Below are 18,570 nucleotides of genomic sequence, written 5' to 3' on the forward strand. Positions count from 1 at the left end.
CTCGGCGCTTTCTGCTGGACCACAAATCGAAGGCACAACATGCCCGGCATGATCCACGCCGCATGCCGGGCCGTAGCGACGTCTTCAATCCTTACCCGCCATCGCGCATACGACGAAATTCCCGTGCTGCTTGGTTGATAAGCGGGAAAGTACTTTCATCCAGCGTACGATGGTCGGCACCACAGGGCTGAATCTAATGACCTGATATTCAATAGCAGCCTGTAAACGCTTATACGGGTGAGGAATGTGATGCCTCCCTCAGGAAAGGACAGAAACCGTATGTTGCCAGATTCCATTTTCGATGCAGCCATCGGGCAGAAACGGGGGGCTGCCTCGGTAATGGTCAGTGCGGCGCTACGTAATTCCATCCTGTCAGGCATATTGCCTGCGGGCCAGCCCCTGCCACAGTCGGAATTGGCGGCGGGGTTCGGCACCAGCATCATCCCCGTGCGGGAGGCACTGAAGCAACTGGAAGCTGAAGGGCTTGTCACCTTCATGCCCAACCGGGGGGCCATGGTTACGGGCATGTCGGAACAGGATATTATTGAATATTCCGAAATCCGTGCCTCGTTGGAAGAAATGGCGGCCCGTCATGCCGTCAGCCGGATGTCGCGCGTTGATCTTGCGCGGGTGGAGGACGCCTATGATGCCTTTGTGCAGGGTGCGGCACGGGCAACGGGCAGACATCATTCAGGCGAATTGAACCGTGCTTTCCACAATGCGATTTATGCCGCCGCCCAACGCCCGCGTCTGCTGGAAATGATTGATGACCTGCACATACGGCTTAACCGCTATATCCGCAGCCATCTTGAAATCAAAGGGCGTAAGGAAGTCACGGATATCGAACATGAGGCCATCATGCAGGCCTGTCGCCGTCGCGATGCGGAAGAAGTTGCACGCCTGACAAAACGGCATATTCTGGAGGCCGCCGATATTTCCCTGCAGGTCATTCGCGGGCGCATACCGGACTGACAGGCACCCTTTGGCGGGCACATGACAGGGGTGTTGCGTTAATCTGGCTGCGATAGAATGCAGCCCTGTATTCGCGGATCGGGGCACCAACTCGCCTGTTCAGGATAGAACCCGCATCGTTATTCATGTCCGGTCACGCTGTTTATGGTGTGCCGCCAGAAGTCTTTCCGGTTGCCAGCATAACGGTCACCGCTGCATGGTAATGGACAAGCTAGGACCCTACGGTCTGACCAGACGTCAGCCATCAAACATCGTTCCCGATAACCGGGCCGAAAAGAAACAGGAAGCAGTTCAGCCCAGCGTCATCAGGCTGGCGTTACCACCGGCGGCCGTGGTGTTGATGCTCACGGACTGTTCTTCCAGCATACATTCAGCACAGGGCAGCCCACTCCCCGTCAGCCATGCGGAAACGATCGGCCGGTTTTCGTCACACAGTGCCTGTCGGGCGGTGGCGAAGGCCGCATCATCCTTGTCACTCAGGATAATGCTACAGGATTCCGCCGTGGCGCTATCCACAGGCCGGACCCTTGCCCGCACGGCATTAGGCAACGTGGCGTACCATGCAGGCGGCACGACATTGCCCAGTACAAGTGCGGTATTTCCCCCGGCCAGCACAAGGGATATCTGGTCATAAAGCGTCGCCGTGCAGGTTGCGAGGCATAGGACATTGCCGCGACCGGTCAGGTTATAAAGGTTTTCTTCCCCGACCGGGCCGGGCAGGGCCAACGTGCCACCGGTCAGGGGGCTGTCACGCAGGGTCACGGCTGTATTGACCGCAGCCGTTTCCCCCTGTCCCCGCAGCCAGTCTGTCCATGTGGACATTGCTACAGGTGTGTGCCCCTGTATCAGAAGCGGCAGAACGGGTGCCTGCGCCAGCAGCCTGCGCAGGATAAGCGGGCCGCCCGCTTTCGGGCCGGTACCCGACAGGCCACGCCCGCCAAAGGGCTGGACACCCACCACCGCCCCGATCGTATTGCGGTTTACATACAGATTGCCTGCATCCACCCGTGAGAGAACATGTTTCACTGCGGATTCAATACGTGTATGCAGTCCAAATGTCAGGCCATACCCGGTTGCATTGATGTCAGCCAGTAGCTGATCAAGATTGCGGCGGGAATACCGCAATACATGCAGGACCGGGCCAAACACTTCCTTTCCCATTTCCTGCACGTTCAGGATTTCGATCAGGGTGGGAGGAACAAAGCTGCCACCTGCACAGGCCTTCGGCATGGGGGGAGCAAAGACCGGTGCGTTTTTGTGACGAAAAGCGTCGATATGCCGGGTAATGTCCTGTGCCGCCCCTACCGTAATGACCGGGCCGACATCGGTGGAAAGCAGGGCGGGATTGCCCATGCCCAGTTCCCGCATGGCGCCGCGTAGCATGGTCAGGACATGATCCGCACAATCTTCCTGTAAGCATAGCAGCCGCAGGGCGGAGCAACGTTGCCCGGCACTGTCAAAAGCCGATGCCACGACATCCGCCACCACCTGTTCGGCCAATGCCGATGAATCAACAATCATGGCGTTCTGCCCCCCTGTTTCCGCAATAAGCGGTACAGGCTGGCCGGTATGCGTGCGTCGTGTCGCAAGCTGGCGGTTGATACCCTGCGCCACGGTGGTGGAACCGGTGAACATGACGCCCGCGATCCGGTCATCCCCCACCAGTAATGCGCCAATATCCCCTGCCCCGGTCAGCAGTTGCACAACGTTTTCGGGAATCCCGGCTTCGTGCAGTATCCCTATGGCCAGGGCCGCAACCAGTGGAGTTTCCTCCGCCGGTTTGGCCACAACCACGTTACCAGCCGCAAGTGCTGCCGCAATCTGGCCCAGAAAAATGGCCAGCGGGAAGTTCCACGGGCTGATACACGCCACCGTGCCAAGAGGGACATGCGTGGCGTTATCAAAATCCCTGCGGATGGTGGCGGCATAATAGCGCAGGAAGTCCACGGCTTCACGCACTTCGGCAATGCCGTTTGGCAGGGATTTCCCGGCTTCCCGTGACAGTAGGGCCAGCAGTTCATTCTGACGGGATTCCAGCAGGCTGGATGCTCTTTCCAGAATGGTGGCACGGGTTGCAGGCGGCGTACTGGCCCAGTCGGCACACGCGGCCCCTGCCCCCGTTATCGCCTGTCTGACAATCTCCGGTGTCGCAGCGACGACTGTCCCGACCTGATCGCGATGATCGGCGGGGTTGGTTACGGGCATGGCCATGCCATCATGCTGCGCACCGGCAACAAGGGGAACGGCTGTCCAGCTTTCCGGGGCTTTTTCCAGCCCGGCCGCCAGTTCGGACAGGACCCGGTCATCGGCCAGATCCAGACCTGCTGAATTGCGGCGTTCCGTGCCGAACAGATCACACGGCCTGCGTATTTCAGGGTGGGGTGCGCCATAAGGGACAAAGCTGCGTGCGACGACCAATGGGTCTGCCACCAGCTTCGCAACCGGAATGGCTTCATCGCCGATCTGGTTTACGAAAGATGAGTTTGCACCATTTTCCAGCAACCGCCGCACCAGATAGGCCAGCAGGGTTTCATGTGTGCCAACCGGGGCATAGATACGGGTCGGGCGATTGAGCCCATCTGGCCCGACCACCTGTCTGTACAGCGGTTCACCCATGCCGTGCAGGCACTGGAATTCATACGATCCCACGTCAAACGGTTCACCAGCCAGCGTGTGGATGGTCGCCAGCGTGCGGGCATTATGCGTGGCAAACTGGGGAAAGACCACATCGCGTGCCGCCAGCAGCTTGCGTGCGCAGGCAATGTAGCTGATATCGGTATGGCATTTGCGGGTATAGACGGGAAAGTCAGGAAGCCCGTCAACCTGTGCTTTCTTGATCTCGCTATCCCAATACGCCCCTTTTACAAGGCGGACCATCAGGCGACGGTTGCTGCGGCGCGCCAGATCAATTATGTAATCCAGCACATAGGGACAACGTTTGCCGTAGGCCTGTACAACAAAACCGATGCCGTTCCAGCCTTCTAGGCCCGGCGTGTGGCACAGTATTTCCAGCAGGTCGAGTGACAGGTCAAGCCGTTCACTTTCTTCCGCGTCGATATTGATGCCGATATCGTAACTGCGTGCCAGCAGGGTCAGTTCCTGCACTACGGGCAGCAGTTCGGTCATGACCCGTTTACGCTGGGCACGGGCATAACGGGGATGCAGAGCCGAGAGCTTGATGGAAATGCCAGGGCGTTCATATACGTTGGCGCCACGGGCGCTGCGCCCGATGGCGTGGATGGCGTGAAGGTAGTCCTGCCGGTAGCGGTTGGCGTCAGGCGCGGTAAAGGCGGCTTCGCCCAGCATGTCATAGGAATAGGAAAAACCGGCTGCTTCCAGCTTTGCACTGTTGTCACGGGCCAGTTCGATCGTCTCGCCCAGTACGAACTGCTCACCCATAAGCCGCATCGCAGCATCGACCGCCCTGCGGATGACAGGCTTCGTACCGCGGGAGACAAATCCCAGCAGGGCGGATTTCAGGTTGTTTTCGTCATGCCGGGCAACGATCGTCCCCGTCAGTGCCAGTCCCCACGCGGCGGCATTGGCAAAAAGCGGCCGATCACGTGACACATGTGCCAGCCAGTCGCCATCGCCGATCTTGTCTTCAATCAGTGCATCACGTGTGGCCATGTCGGGAATGCGCAGCAGTGCTTCGGCCAGACACATCAGGGCCACGCCTTCGGCTGAGGACAGGGCAAATTCCTGCACCAGCGTTTCCACAAGACCGGGACTGCGTCCGGCGCGCAGGCCATCCGCCAGGCGGGTCGCCAGGACGTCAGTCCGCCCGTTTTCAGTGGGGTCAAGGGTTGCTGCGGATGTCAGTGCCGCAACACATTCGGCTTCCGGTTTACGGATTGCCTCGATAACAGCCTGACGTAAGGGAGACCGGGATGAAAACGCGGGAGCGAACGTGTCATGAAATGACATGAGTGTCTGTTCCGGTATGTGAAAAGGTATCCTTCTGGCACGCGGTACAGAAGGTTCTGGCATCAGAATGATATCTCCATCGCACGATAATATACGATTTGCAATATAATATATAAAATAGCCTGGCAGTTATCGTGGTTGCGTGGCCCGTGCGGGTTCAGTTGCAGGATGAATACGAATAAAATATGTAAAAACAAATAGTTAATAGATGGCAGCACCGTTTCAACGTTGCCGCCATCTCCATCGCTTTCAGGGAAAATCTGGGTTGCGCACGGTTCCGTGCGACCTGAACCGTGACGTGGATGCTGTTGCCGGGCTGGTCGGCATCACGCGGCGTCAGTCAGGTCTGTCATGGTCATGCTGCCCGGACGGATCTGTCAGTCGGCCGTGCCTGCCATGCGCCACACGATGCCGCCGACATCATCGGCGACCAGTAATGCCCCGACGCGATCAAGCGTCAGCCCCACTGGACGACCATGCACATGCGCCTCGTCGGGCGTCAGGAAACCGGTCAGCACATCAACAGGCGTCCCTGATGGCTGTCCATTCGCAAAAGGCACGTAAATGACCCTGTAGCCGCTTTTGGGGCGCCGGTTCCATGATCCATGCTGGGTAACAAACAGTCCATGGCGCCATGTCTCCGGCAGCATGGTTGCATCATGCGAAAACGCAATGCCAAGCGAGGCCGTGTGGGGACCCAGCGCATAATCAGGCGCGATCGCCTTTGCTACCAGATCCGGGCGCTGTGGTGAGACACGTGTATCAACATGCTGCCCATAATAACTATAGGGCCAGCCATAGAAGGCCCCTTCCTTCACGGATGTAATGTAGTCGGGCACGAGATCACTGCCAATTTCGTCCCGTTCGTTGACGACTGCCCACAGCGCGCCACTCTCCGGTTCAAAGGCCAGTCCATTGGGGTTGCGCAGCCCCGTCGCATAGGGCGTCAGCTTTCCTGTGGTCAGATCGAGCCTGTCTATCCTCGCACGCCCCTCCTCCACTTTCATGCCATTATCGGCGACATTGCTGTTGGACCCGATTGTCACATACAGAAAACGACCGTCCGGGCTGGCAAGCAGGTTTTTCGTCCAGTGATGATTATACCCCGCTGGCAGGTCCGTGACCTTTATGCCTGGTGCGGAAATCTGCGTGTCACCGTCATGATAGGGAAAACGGAGAATTTCATTGGCATTTGCGACATAAAGGTCATTGCCAACCAGCGCCATCCCAAAAGGCGAATAAAGATGGTCCAGGAAAACCGTGCGGGTATCCGCTGAACCATTTCCCTTGGTGTCGCGCAGCAGGATGATCCGGTTCGGGCTGGGCGCTCCTGCGCCCACCTTTCCCATCACGAACCCCGCAATACGATTTTTTATCGTCGCAATGTCCGTTTTCGGCGAGTTGCTTTCCGCGACAAGGATATCGCCGTTGGGTAACCGGTAAAGCCATCGCGGGTGGTCGAGGTTTTTCGCATACGGCGCAACCGAAAGCCCCGCTGCCGGTACGGGTTTCTGCTCGCCCGACCAGCCGATGGGCGTTGCGACATTAACGGTCGGGAACAGGGTATGGTTTGGCTGTGGCAGGTGTGGATGGGGACCGGTTCCAGCCATGACGGGAAGCGAGGCCACTTCCGGATGCGCCACAAGTTTCCATGTTACGGCACTGAGCACCGCAAGGCCGATCACGCCGGCACTGCCCCAACGTTTCCATGTTTTCATGATGTTCTCCCGGTTTCATGTTATCAGCAGCATTCCGCAATCAATATGATGCATCTTCGCCATCCTGTGACAGAATAAAGCCCGGCCCCCCTGAAAGATGCCTGTGATCGCCCGACCAATGGCTGGCGCTTTCATGGCGTCCGCCGCGCGACAGGTTGGGTACGGGCTTATGACCGCAAACTGATTGGCCGCGTGGAACGGGGAATAAACTGCATTGATTTCCTTGCCCAAAAGCTTTGCGCCGGATCGACATGCACCATGGAAAAACCGGCAGCCCTCTGTCGAGGACGGATTGCCGATTTCCATGTTCATGTTTCACTATTCGTTGGTATGGAAATCGGACGCGGTGCAGACCGGCGCATAAGCACGCCATACAGTATTGCGGCACGGCCCCCGCCGATAAACAGGAACAGATGATGGATGGCATCGAATGCGGGGAGTAAGACGATCATGCCGCCCACCGCAACCGATATGACCATCGTCACCGGGTTGATCCCCGTGTGGTGCCGGTAAGGCAACGTGGTGTGTCCAGAATAAAGCGCGTTTACATCCATCATACCGCGACGCATGAAATAGTAATCTGTCAGTAAAATAGCGATCAGCGGCCCGATGGACGTGGCCAGCACGTCCAGTGTCAGAATGAGCGACCCTTCCTGTTCCCTGCACCCTCGCAAGAGGAGATCATCGGGCATGGCGGTCTGGAACAGGGAAGTATGGCGCTGGTCGGTCCGGCGCAGCAGGTAGCCGGTCTGCTCATGCAGTTCATCGGTGACATAGGGCGTGTTGTCTGTCCCATCCATGGTGCATTGCAGCCTTTTGTGGTTCCGCCTGTTTCTGGCGTGCAACCGGCAGGTCACTGGCCGGGGCGCCGTCAGCCATTATGTTCCGTCGGGGGCTGGCAGCATGGATTGGCCGGTCCGGCATGGTGGCAATCAGGATCGCCCTGTCGGCGATACATCTGGCAAAGACCGCAGATATCCCAGCGAACCTGGTCAGATTGGTCACCATGAAACCCGCAAGATTGTTGAAAGCATGTTTCCCCTGAAAGGTTAGGGGAAACATCACATGCCGGGTGGAAGTGCAAGCCTTATGGAGCCGTAAGCGGACTGACGATGTGCGTCTCAGGCTTCTTTCCTGGCTTGGTTTCCCGATGCGTGCCGGGGGTATTCCCCGTTGCACGTATCCATGAAAAGAGAAATGAATAACGCCTCTGTAAATGGAATATGAGCGATAAAATCATTGATGCGAGATCATAAGGAGACCAGCAGGCATTTTTGCGCGCTGTTGCCCGACATGGTGATCGGCGATAGCTTGGTGAAACGGACTTCTGTCAGCCCGATCCACCGACCGAGTATCTGACTGACCCGCTTGATGATTCCCTCGGAAGAAGGTGCATATTCCACCCCGCAATCAGGCACCACATAGGCTGCTGCCCGCTCAACCCGTCGGGGATTGCAACGACGGCACTGGCATGAACGGCTGGATGGGTGGCGATGATCTTTTCAACCTGCACGCCCGAAATCCGTTGGCCTGCGACCTTGACGACGTCATCGGAACGCCTAGGCATATGAAGGGCGCGGCTGGCCTGGATCATGCCTTCGTTAAATATGCGGTATCTGCTCCCACTGACTGTTGCCCAGACCATACCGTCGCATTCACATCTCTCCCTGAAAACAGAGAGAAAACACCACAGATCATATGGAAGTACAAGCCTCATCGGGCCGTGTGTTAACTGACGACACGCCCTAATCAAAGAAAGGGCTGCCTCAGGGGCCAATGCGGATACCGGATACGTCTACGGTATCGGACGCCTGCCAGGCCGCGGGCAATGCCTGCGGCCTGGCAGTCTGGTGGGACGGCCCTTGTACACGCGTGGGAAAATCTGGCGGCATGCAGTCTTTCGGCAGGCCAGGTCTGCTGCTCTGCTCTCCCACGAAGGGACTGCCATCATCCATCGCTGGCCCCATACCTGTTGGTACGGGGCCGGGCATACCGCCTGCCCCTGTCATGCCGTTGTCCCCCATGGGGAAACCACCCGTCATGCCGCGTCCGCTACCGACGCCGAAGCCGGTGGTTATGCTGCCATGAAGGCTGCTGTTACGCGAAGATGGGGCACGCCAGCATTTATCCGTATGGTCAGGGGGCTGCTGGCAGCCTGCCATCGTCGCCAGAAGGACAATCAGGAAGAACGTGATGGTACGGTCGGGCATGGACAGCAGCGGTATCTCACCTGTTGGGGGGAAACCTTAACCTGCTGTCCTGTTGTGTGCCCGTCACGAAATGTAAACCTGCGGCTTACCAGTCTTCAACCGTTCCGCTGTCTTCCTCATCCGGTTCAAAGGGATCAAGTGGATCATCGGTGTCCGGGTCAATTGTTTCGTCATCATTATCCCAGTCCGGTACATCCGGTTCGGGGTCATCCAGTGGATCGTCATCCGGGTCGGGCCCGGGGTCCCCAATGGGCGTGGGTGGCACCGTGGGCGGCGGGTCGGACGGCACGGGAATATCCGGATTATCCTTTACCTGCATCCTGAGCATGATGTTCCTCCGCTGGTAGGTCTGCGTGCAACGGAAACAGGAGGTGACAGGTTGCATCCATGCCCCTGCCTGCCTGCATGTTTCTCTGCCGGGTCTGTTCAGACACGCAGATATCGGAAACGTCAGGATGGGCTGCAAGGGGATATGCCGACCGGATGATATCCTTCATGACTGGTGGGAACAGAAGTCGGCAGTTAGCGCAACGGGACAGCCATTGTGCAATGTGCCGTCACGTTGATGCTTCCCCTGCCCTATTGCAGGAGACTGTCTGAAAAGTAACCCAGGGGTACATCCTGCAAATTATACTGAGCGGCCATATCAGCGCCATGGCATATGACATGGATCTGCCTGGCCCCTACGACTGCACGTACTACCTCGATTTTTCTGCCGCGCCTGATGCAGGCCGCATAATACGGCTGGAGCATGTGGCGATCGGGCCGGATTTTTCACCGCCATCCGTGTCACGCTGCGCAGAGCCTGTCAGGACAGCCATGCAGGGTGCATGCAGCGGACCCCTATGCACCCCGACGCTGGTACCGCCTGCCTGCCCTGATATGCGGGGCCGGATACCATGCCCGGCGCTGCGGGCTCGGCAAGGCGGTACGACCATCCACTCCCACCACCAGGCTGATGGTGGTATGGGGATTGTATGGGTTAGTGTTGCGCGGTCGTGGCGGACGTATTGGCTGCAACCGGCGTGCCTGCCGTGGGTGTTGCGGCGGGTGTGGCAGCCGGCGTGCTGGCGGGTATGACTGTTGCGGGCGGAGCCGCGTTGGTACCGGTTGCACCGCCGGTGGCCGACGTGGCGCCATCATCCAGTTGCACGATCTCATCGGGCTTGGCGAACAGGAAGCGGGCGTCCGGCTCATGGTGCAGCGAGTTGTCGAGTGTGCCGTCGCCCTGTTCGGTTTCAAAGCCGGTCATCTGGCCTTTGGCCACATGTCTGAAGATACTGTTCATGTTCTGGGCCACGAATTGCGAACGCGTGCCCTGCACGCCCGATGCGATGGCTGTGACGATCAGCCCACCGATCCCGTGCATGCTGGGGTTTGCCTGCACCGCGTTGACCTGGATGGAGCCGAGAACCACGTTATTGCGCGTTACGACCGCCTCGACCTGGGTCGCGGGGGATTTGTTCCAGCTCTGGTAGCCAATGGTGTCGCCCTTCTGCACGCGGGTAACACAGCCGGTCAGCACATAGGCATCGGGCACCGGGGTCAGGCTGACCGAGGGGAACACGCCATGCTTGCTGTTGATCTTCTCATACAGGGCCTTGGGCAGATGGTCCGCCACTTCCTGCGCGCGGGGGTTGCCAGCCTCGGCGGTAAATGTGCCGATCTGCAGCGGGGCTGCATGCGGTTTGAAATCGGACGAGAATTCATAAACCCATGAAGGCTCGGGGTATGCCTTGATGTCCTGCTTTTTAGGAATGGTGAGGTCCGGCTTCTGTTTGGCCGCCATGACCGCAAAATCATGATATGTCGTGGCCGACAGCGTGCCGCCGGGCTCGATTGCAAAGGGAACCGGGCGTTGTGGGTTACTGCAGGCTGCAAGGACACAGAGCGGCACGATCGGCATGATAGTTTTAAACAGTTTCATGAATGTATGATTTCCATTAAAAATTACGAAGTGTTGCTATGATATAATGACCCCAATTGCCATAATTTTTTCACATTTCATGAAAGAAAAATATCATTCTGTTCCATTTAAAAGATGTATGTTCTGTGCATTTATTGAATATTATATTTTCTTGGAGTATATAATATCTGTTGTTTTTTCTGAAATCCGGTTTCTTACTTCAAAGTATGCGGCATGAGTGCCTGTACCGCGCATGAAACGCCGGGTTCTGTTGACAACGTATCCGATCCCAAGCCTTGCCGCAGTGAAATTGAGGATGCTCATGAAGAACGGGCGGTTCTGTCGTAACGGGTTGCAATGCGCTGCTTCCATATCCCCGATCAGCCAGCATGGTGCCGGGGGCTGGAACCGACAGCTTTATCGCTTTGTAATCCGGGATCCGTCCGCCGGTCAGGACAAAGCCGGGAGGACAGTTCCTGACTGTCGCATCGGACGTGGTCCCTGCCCGTAAAGCCGCAGCGTGATCGACCGGAAGGTTCCGAACGAGCCCCCCTTCTGCGCCAGTGGGGCCGTGAGTGTAACTGGACGACATACGCTGCCAGTCAGCGCTCGGTTCCAGATCCACAAGGGGTTGCGGCAGGGCATCCCGGACACCCGTTCAGCCCACCGATGAAAGCGGATCTGCACGAAGTCCCATTTGCCATAGTGTTCATGCATATCAGCCGGTGGCAACCCGTCTGCAGGATATGCGGCATACCATTGAGTAACCGCGGATTATCTCTGGCAGTCCACGCCCGGCGGGAAGAAGCGGGCCAATTACAGCCCGCTCATTATCCGGCAGATCGCCGCGTGCCATGTCTGCTCCACCGTTCTGCCTCTACATGGCGCCAGTGGATCAGACCTCAGGCCAGCCTGACCGCCCTTTTGCCAACGTAACCCAGGTTACAGGCCACGCGCCAGACCATGCTGGTTGTTACCGGTGCGGCCAGTGGAGCTGTTTTCGGGGGAGAAATGATCTTCCAGGTGCTGTTCCAGTTTCTCCAGAGACATACCTTTCGTTTCTGGCAGGAACCTTGCCACGAAAATCAGAGAAATCAGGTTGATCGCAGCAAAGGCGAAGAAGGTCGATGCACCGATCCAGTGCAGGACGGCCGGGAACAGGAATGAAACTGTAGCATTGAAAACCCACTGTGCAGCAACGGAAAGCCCGGTCAGGACACCCCGCGCGCGCATTGGAAACAGTTCCGACATCAGCAGCCAGTAAAGTGGTGATACCATCATCTGGATGAAAAGCAGGGCCAGAAGAATGAAGCCCAGCGCCATCATGCTCTGCAATGGGGAGCCACCCATGACCAGCAATGTCCCCCCCAGGCCCATATGCGCGCACACAACACCGGCAAGGCCACCCATAAGCGTGAAACGGCGCGGAAACCGACCGATCATCCATATACCGAGAAAGGTCGCGCCCACGGCGACGACGCCCGCGCCGATTGTTGCGGTCAGGGCGGCTTCGGTGCCCAGGCCGGTCTGGCGCAGGATGATTGGCGTAAAATACATGAAGGCATTCACGCCGGTAAACTGGGCAGCAAACCCCAGCCCGATCCCGACCAGCAGCAGGCGCCGGATCCAGACTTCGCCCAGGGCTTCCCGCCATCCCAACTGGTCTGAATCCTCATTCACCTGTGCCTTGATCTCAACCATTTCCTTGTGGACCTGCCTGTCGGTCGACCGGATGAGTTCCAGCACCGTTCTGGCTTCGTCGGTCCGGCCACGACTGGCGAGCCAGCGTGGGGAGCGCGGCACGAAGATCAGGCCAAGCCCCAGCAGGAAGGCCGGAACCGCCGCGATCAGGAGCATGGTGCGCCAGATATCATTGGCGCCGGAATACCGCGCCAGCAGGGCACTAAGGATATAGGCGATCAGTTGCCCTGTGACGATCATCATTTCATTCTGGCTTACCAGCCGTCCGCGCCGGCTTGGGGGCGCCATTTCCGAAATGAACATAGGAACAAGGGCGGATGCGCCGCCGACGGCAAAGCCAAGTATGGCGCGCATCACGACCATGACCGGGACCGTCGGGGCCTGCGATGTGCCGATCGCACCGATCATGAAAATGACGGACAGTCCCATAAGGCTGTCACGTCGCCCTACCCGGTCCGCGATGATACCGCACAGCAACGATCCGACTGCGGCACCCAGTACCAGCGCGGACGTAACCAGGCCCTCGGTCAATGGGGTCAGGCCCAGCCCGCCCTGCGCGGGCGGAAGCTGCATGAACGGCAGCGCCCCGGCAATCACCCCTGTATCATAGCCGAACGCGAGCGCACCCATCGTGACGACCACAACAATTTTGGTAACCAGTTTCTGTGCGTCAGTAAGTTTTTTCATTCATGTATCCACAGCCTTTCAACTGTGTTCCCCCGAACGGACGGGCACTGAAAGCTGTCCATTTCTTTCATGCCAGGAAATCAGAAAACACCTGAAACACCTGTCGGGTTGCAAATTCTCTGTAATGCCGGAAATTCTGCTTATGTTATGTTGTATTATTTTCGTTATTTGATCGACGCTATCGGCTGATATTCACGGACTTCGTGAAACAACATCCGCTGCATTTTTACAGGCAACGAAATATTATTTACCTCTGCCGCCAACATGCATGCGGACATCTGATATCCGACCCCAATTCCATGGGCATGACTGTCTGCAGGCTGTCAGATTATCCCATGTCTGGAAATAGACTGTCGACCTGCCTGTTTAGGCGTGCGGGGATCACGATATTCAGGTCACCGGACAACCGTCGGCGCGTTGCACGGTTGGGTGTGCGCGTTCTGTCTGTCCGGGGACATGACACGGGATTATCCTGCTTACAAATCCCATGGCCCGCCTGCCGCGCGGATTGATCGTACGGGGGGATGTTTTCCGCGTCCCGGTGGTCTGCCATGCCATCGCCAGCTGACTTCCGGGGGGCACGATCCGTTAAGATGACATGTCCCTAAACGAGGTTCTGCGAGAGGACAGCGGTTTGTCACCGATTGCCTTATTGGCGCAGGCGATCCGCTATATCGTCACCACGGGCTGCCAGTGGCGGCAATTGCCGCGTCACTTCCCGGCTTCACGACCGTACAGGGCTATTTCTACCGTTGGATCCGCGAGGGACGATGAGAAGCCATGAACCATATTCTCGTGATCCTGTCGCGTGAGCAGGACGGGCGAGACGCCGCGCCTCCGGTGGGCATTATCGACAGCCAGTCGGTTAAAACCGCTGAAAATGGCGGTCCACGCGGGTATGACGCCAACTGGTTCCGCGATGCTCTGGATGAGACGGGAATAAAGCCCTGCATTCCTGGCCGGAAATCACGCGGGAAACCCGTCAGATACGACAGGAGACAATATAAGCGTCGAGGTCATGTTCGGATGCTTCAAGGACCGGAGGCGTGTCGCAACACGCTACGGCAGATGCCCGCCTGTCTTCTTCTCAGCGATCTGCCTCGCAGCAACCGTCATGTTTGGGCCATGAGTCCTGAGTCTGGTATAAAGTTCAATAAAAATTACGGATATAGGGTATATTGTTAATGTTTCGAATAAATTAATCGCACATCAGTGTCAGAAAACTATTCTGTATCATATAATAAATTGTTTTATGAATTTAAAAATACATATAAAAAATTCTCAATATAATATAACTAATCACAAAATTGTGTTATTTATAAATTAAATCTTTCCCATTCGTAAATCGATACACATCCTGTTCCGGATAACCGAACCCGTGGCCAAAACCGCCCGGGAAGGGAGAGCAGACAATGTGTGTCATCACGACATGCGCCAAGAACGAGAACAAGTCTGCAATAACATGGAACAACTTTCCTGCCCTTATCAGGCTGCTGGCCGTTATGGTGGGAATGCTGTTCGCCGGTTGCATGCTCACTTCCGAAGTATTGGCCCAGACAGAAACCGCCAAGACCGCCTTTACTACCCATTACGAACCTGCCGCCTTTCCCATGACCGAAAGTGGACAGGTGGCAATCGGTCCCATCGTGCCCATGCTGACGGCCAGTCCCCACCTGTTTGGTGACTGGGGTGGCATACAGCCATGGCTGACAAATCGGGGTATTTTCCTTAATGTTACTATCAATGAAGAATATATGGGCAATATTACTGGGGGCAAACAGCGCGCCAACGTGCTGGCTGGTCAGGTCGCCGGTGCGCTGGACATAGACTGGCAACGTCTTGCAGGGATTCCGTCCTTCTGGACGCATATGCTGGTCGTCAACGGACATGGCAACAGCCTGTCCAACGCCATAGGGGATTCGGTCACCAATCCTGAAGAAATATACGGTGCGCGCGGCAATGTGGTAGCCCATCTGGTGGACATGTATGCTGACAAGGGTTTCCTGCGCGACCGCATCATCCTGTCGGTCGGTGTCATACCAACAGGCAGTTTTTTCAATCAGGATTATCTTGTCTGTGCGTTCATGAACGTATCGGTGTGCGGCAATCCCGCCCCATCCAAATACGTACCGGGTGGCCGGGACTGGCCTTCGGGCAATCTTGGGGCAGTCCTGCGGGTGCGGCCCACGCTGCGGACCTATATTATGGGTGGCATCTTTGCCGTCAGCCCCCACGCCTATAATGGCGGCATCTCGGGCTGGGCGCTGGGGCAGGACGGGCTGGGAAAGCTCTCATCCCAGGTCGAGATCGGCTGGAGCCCTTCCTTTGGCAGGCATCATCTGCTGGGGCATTACAAGATCGGATACTGGTATGACAATTCCCGTTATCCCAACCTGTATGCCGACATAAACGGCAATTCGTTTCAGGCGACGGGCCTGCCGCGTCGGTATGAATCCGGCATGAACGCGGCGTGGGTCATGTTCAACCAGATGATTCATCGCAGCGGAGACGGCCTGGCGAACGGCCTGATCGTGATCGGGGGTGTTGATTACACACAGGGTAGCCAGGTCGCCATGCGGGATCATGAATGGATCGGCCTGCTGCAGAGCGGCACCCCCTGGGGCCGCCCGCTGGATCAGATAGGTGTCATGTTCCAGCATATGGAAATGAGCCACACCGTGGCCCTGCAGCAGGAATCCTCACTTGCGCTCGGCCTGCCTTACCTGCCCAACCAGTGGGGCGCCGTTTACGGCATACAGAGCCATGAAAACGTTTGGGAAGCTTTCTACAGCATCCATATTGCCCGTGCGACGGCCTTCCAGCCGGATTTCCAGTACCTGCAGCGCCCCGGAGCCACGACAACCTTCCATGATGCGGCGGTGATCGGGTTCCAGTTCACTACCAATCTCTGAACGTTTCACTGCAGCAGACATCCTGAATGCCAGCAGGAGAAAAAGAAGGACATGGTTTTCACGCCGGTTATGTAGAACAAACAATCCTGTGGACACCATAATATTTCCTGCATTGTAGAAATTTATTGTGAAAAACAAAAAGGAATGCAGCATGACGGAATACGTTGGCGCGATAGACCAGGGCACAACCAGTTCCCGGTTCATGATATTCGACCGGAAAGGAACAATCGTTTCCGTGGCGCAGAAGGAGCACCGCCAGATCTATCCCCAGCCGGGCTGGGTCGAACATGATCCAATGGAAATTCTTGAAAATACCAATGAAATGATTGGTGCCGCCATGGCGCGGGCCAATCTGGGTGCGGGCAGCCTGGTATCGGTGGGCATCACCAACCAGCGTGAAACCGCCGTCCTGTGGGACAGGACAACGGGCCAGCCGCTGCATAACGCCATCGTATGGCAGGATACCCGCGTGGACCAGATGGTCAGCGAATATGGCCGCGATGGGGGGCAGGACCGCTTCCGCGCCGTTACCGGCCTGCCACTGGCAAGTTACTTCGCCGGTCTTAAACTGCGCTGGCTGCTGGATAATGTGGAAGGCGCGCGCCAGAAAGCCGAAACCGGGCAGGCGCTGTTCGGCACGGTGGACAGCTGGCTTTCATGGAACCTGACGGGTGGCGCCAGGGGCGGTATCCATATTACCGACGTGACCAATGCTTCACGCACCCAGCTTATGAACCTGAAAACCTGCGCGTGGGATGAGGACATGCTCAGGGCATTTTCCATTCCTCCTGCCTGCCTGCCCCGCATCGTACCGTCATCACAGGTATATGGCACGATCACCATCCCCAGCCTGAAGGGTACGAAACTGGCAGGTATTCTGGGCGACCAGCAGGCGGCCCTGGTCGGGCAGACCTGTTTTTCACCGGGAGAGGCCAAAAATACCTATGGCACCGGCTCGTTCCTGCTGATGAACACCGGTACCGATCCGGTCCAGTCCAAGGCAGGGCTGCTGACAACGGTGGCCTACCAGTTCGGCACGGAAGAACCCCGGTACGCGCTGGAGGGGTCCATCGCCATTACCGGCGCGCTGGTGCAGTGGTTGCGCGATAACCTGAAGCTGTTCGATCTGGCAACGCAGATTGAGCCGCTGGCCCGCAGTGTTGCGGATAATGGCGGCATCTATATCGTGCCTGCGTTTTCCGGACTGTACGCACCATACTGGAAAGAAAATGCCCGCGGGGTCATCGTGGGACTGACCCGTTATGTCACACGCGCGCATTTTGCACGCGCCACGCTGGAGGCCACAGCCTATCAGGTGCGAGATGTTGTGGCTGCAATGGAGGAAGACAGCGGCATCATCCTGAGCAGCCTGAAAACGGATGGCGGCATGGTGGCGAACGAACTGCTCATGCAGTTTCAGGCCGATATCCTGAATGTGCCGGTTGTCCGCCCGAAGGTGGTGGAAACAACCGCGCTGGGTGCGGCCTATGCCGCAGGTCTGGCCGTGGGTTACTGGAAAAATATCGATGACCTGCGCGCCAACTGGGAGGTGGACCGCACGTGGCAACCCACCATGCCACCAGAGCAGCGCGAACGCTACCTGGCATGGTGGAAGAAGGCAGTACAGAAATCCTTTGACTGGGCCGAATAATCCGGTTTCAGCTCAATACATAAGGAAACAGGCCAATGAATCGGGCATTCCTGGGCGAGCTTATTTCCGAAGCACTTGCCGTGTTCATCATTATCGCCTTTGGTGATTCGGTGGCGGCGATGTACCTTCTCTACGATCCCAGCCCTTACCTGCATGCCTATTGGGGGGTGTGTATCGTATGGGGGCTGGGCGTCACTGTTGCCATCTACGCCACCGGGTCGGTTTCGGGTACGCATGCCAATCCGGCGGTGACCCTGGCGCTTGCTACTTACCGCGCTTTTCCATGGAAAAAGGTGGTGCCTTACTGGATCGCGCAGGTCGTGGGTGGCGTGCTGGGGGCGGCACTGGTTTACGCGCTGTATTATCCTGTCATTGACCATTTCAATGACGTGCACCAGTTGACCCGCATGGCGGGTGGTGCTGCAGGGGTATTCTTTACCGCACCCGCGCCGGGCATAACCATATGGCATGCCTTTAGTGATGAAATCATCCTGACCGCCATACTGGTATTCGGTATTTTTACCATTACCGAACAGTATAACGAAATGGCGCCGGGCGCCAATTTCGGTGCGCTGATCATCGGCTTCCTTGTCGCGGCCATTGGCGCCTCCATGGGATATCTGGAAGCATGGGCCATAAATCCGGCCCGTGACCTGGGGCCACGGCTGTTCGCCTATATTGCCGGCTGGCATGAAGCCGCCCTTCCCTCAGCAGGTCATTACTGGTGGGTGCCCGTTGTGGGGCCCCTGATTGGCGGCCTGCTGGGGGCAACCGTCTATGAATACCTGATTTATCCCTTCCTGCCCGCACAGCTGCGCGCGCAGCAGGCATTGCAGCGCAAAGTCGAAGAAGACACGGTTATCATGGGGAAATAAGGCATCCCCTC

12 protein-coding genes and 2 pseudogenes are annotated in these 18,570 nt (G+C 57.3%); 6 read left to right on the top strand and 8 right to left on the bottom strand.

Going from position 1 to position 18,570, the window contains the following annotated elements:
* Positions 1-138 (top strand): annotated as a pseudogene (locus tag MSKU9_RS19000) (IS1595 family transposase); the annotation flags it as partial.
* Positions 139-279: 141 nt separating this feature from the next.
* Positions 280-972, top strand: a complete 693-nt coding sequence (locus MSKU9_RS03455) for a GntR family transcriptional regulator (RefSeq protein ID WP_141259949.1) — start codon at positions 280-282, stop codon at positions 970-972.
* A gap of 291 nt (positions 973-1,263) precedes the next feature.
* Here the strand turns inward: MSKU9_RS03455 and putA are convergent, their stop codons facing one another.
* From putA to MSKU9_RS03500, 8 genes are all read right to left on the bottom strand, one after another.
* Positions 1,264-4,899 carry a bifunctional proline dehydrogenase/L-glutamate gamma-semialdehyde dehydrogenase PutA gene (gene putA / locus MSKU9_RS03460; RefSeq protein ID WP_141259950.1) on the bottom strand — a complete coding sequence of 1,212 codons (3,636 nt, stop codon included), beginning with the start codon at positions 4,897-4,899 and terminating at the stop codon, positions 1,264-1,266.
* A 377-nt stretch (positions 4,900-5,276) separates the two neighbouring features.
* On the bottom strand, positions 5,277-6,617 hold the full coding sequence (locus MSKU9_RS03465) for a PQQ-dependent sugar dehydrogenase (protein ID WP_141259951.1): 1,341 nt from the start codon (positions 6,615-6,617) through the stop codon (positions 5,277-5,279).
* A 15-nt stretch (positions 6,618-6,632) separates the two neighbouring features.
* On the bottom strand, positions 6,633-6,923 hold the full coding sequence (locus MSKU9_RS03470; RefSeq protein WP_141259952.1) for a hypothetical protein: 291 nt from the start codon (positions 6,921-6,923) through the stop codon (positions 6,633-6,635).
* A gap of 2 nt (positions 6,924-6,925) precedes the next feature.
* Positions 6,926-7,417: a cytosine permease gene (locus MSKU9_RS03475; protein ID WP_141259953.1), complete on the bottom strand. Its 492-nt coding sequence runs from the start codon at positions 7,415-7,417 to the stop codon at positions 6,926-6,928.
* A 966-nt stretch (positions 7,418-8,383) separates the two neighbouring features.
* Entirely contained in the window at positions 8,384-8,827 is a 444-nt protein-coding gene (locus MSKU9_RS03485; RefSeq protein WP_227002352.1) for a hypothetical protein, read from the bottom strand.
* Between the two features lie 85 nt (positions 8,828-8,912).
* On the bottom strand, positions 8,913-9,155 hold the full coding sequence (locus tag MSKU9_RS03490; RefSeq protein ID WP_141259955.1) for a hypothetical protein: 243 nt from the start codon (positions 9,153-9,155) through the stop codon (positions 8,913-8,915).
* Positions 9,156-9,809: 654 nt separating this feature from the next.
* Positions 9,810-10,754 carry a hypothetical protein gene (locus tag MSKU9_RS18495; protein ID WP_227002353.1) on the bottom strand — a complete coding sequence of 315 codons (945 nt, stop codon included), beginning with the start codon at positions 10,752-10,754 and terminating at the stop codon, positions 9,810-9,812.
* A gap of 921 nt (positions 10,755-11,675) precedes the next feature.
* The gene (locus tag MSKU9_RS03500; protein WP_141259956.1) at positions 11,676-13,121 is read right to left on the bottom strand and encodes a sugar porter family MFS transporter; all 1,446 of its coding nucleotides are present in this window, start codon (positions 13,119-13,121) and stop codon (positions 11,676-11,678) included.
* 891 nt (positions 13,122-14,012) lie between these two features.
* Here MSKU9_RS03500 and MSKU9_RS18355 point away from each other — a divergent pair.
* The 4 genes and pseudogenes from MSKU9_RS18355 to MSKU9_RS03520 form a co-directional block, all read left to right on the top strand.
* A pseudogene (locus MSKU9_RS18355) lies at positions 14,013-14,250 on the top strand (transposase); the annotation flags it as partial.
* Between the two features lie 283 nt (positions 14,251-14,533).
* Positions 14,534-16,033, top strand: a complete 1,500-nt coding sequence (locus MSKU9_RS03510; protein WP_141259957.1) for a carbohydrate porin — start codon at positions 14,534-14,536, stop codon at positions 16,031-16,033.
* A gap of 151 nt (positions 16,034-16,184) precedes the next feature.
* A complete protein-coding gene (glpK, locus tag MSKU9_RS03515) occupies positions 16,185-17,684 on the top strand; it encodes a glycerol kinase GlpK (protein WP_141259958.1) in 1,500 nt (499 codons plus the stop codon).
* Positions 17,685-17,719: 35 nt separating this feature from the next.
* Positions 17,720-18,559, top strand: a complete 840-nt coding sequence (locus MSKU9_RS03520) for an MIP/aquaporin family protein (RefSeq protein WP_141259959.1) — start codon at positions 17,720-17,722, stop codon at positions 18,557-18,559.
* Positions 18,560-18,570: the final 11 nt, after the last annotated feature.

Origin of the sequence: Komagataeibacter diospyri, from assembly GCF_006538165.1 — a bacterium.
GTDB classification, from domain to species: domain Bacteria; phylum Pseudomonadota; class Alphaproteobacteria; order Acetobacterales; family Acetobacteraceae; genus Komagataeibacter; species Komagataeibacter diospyri.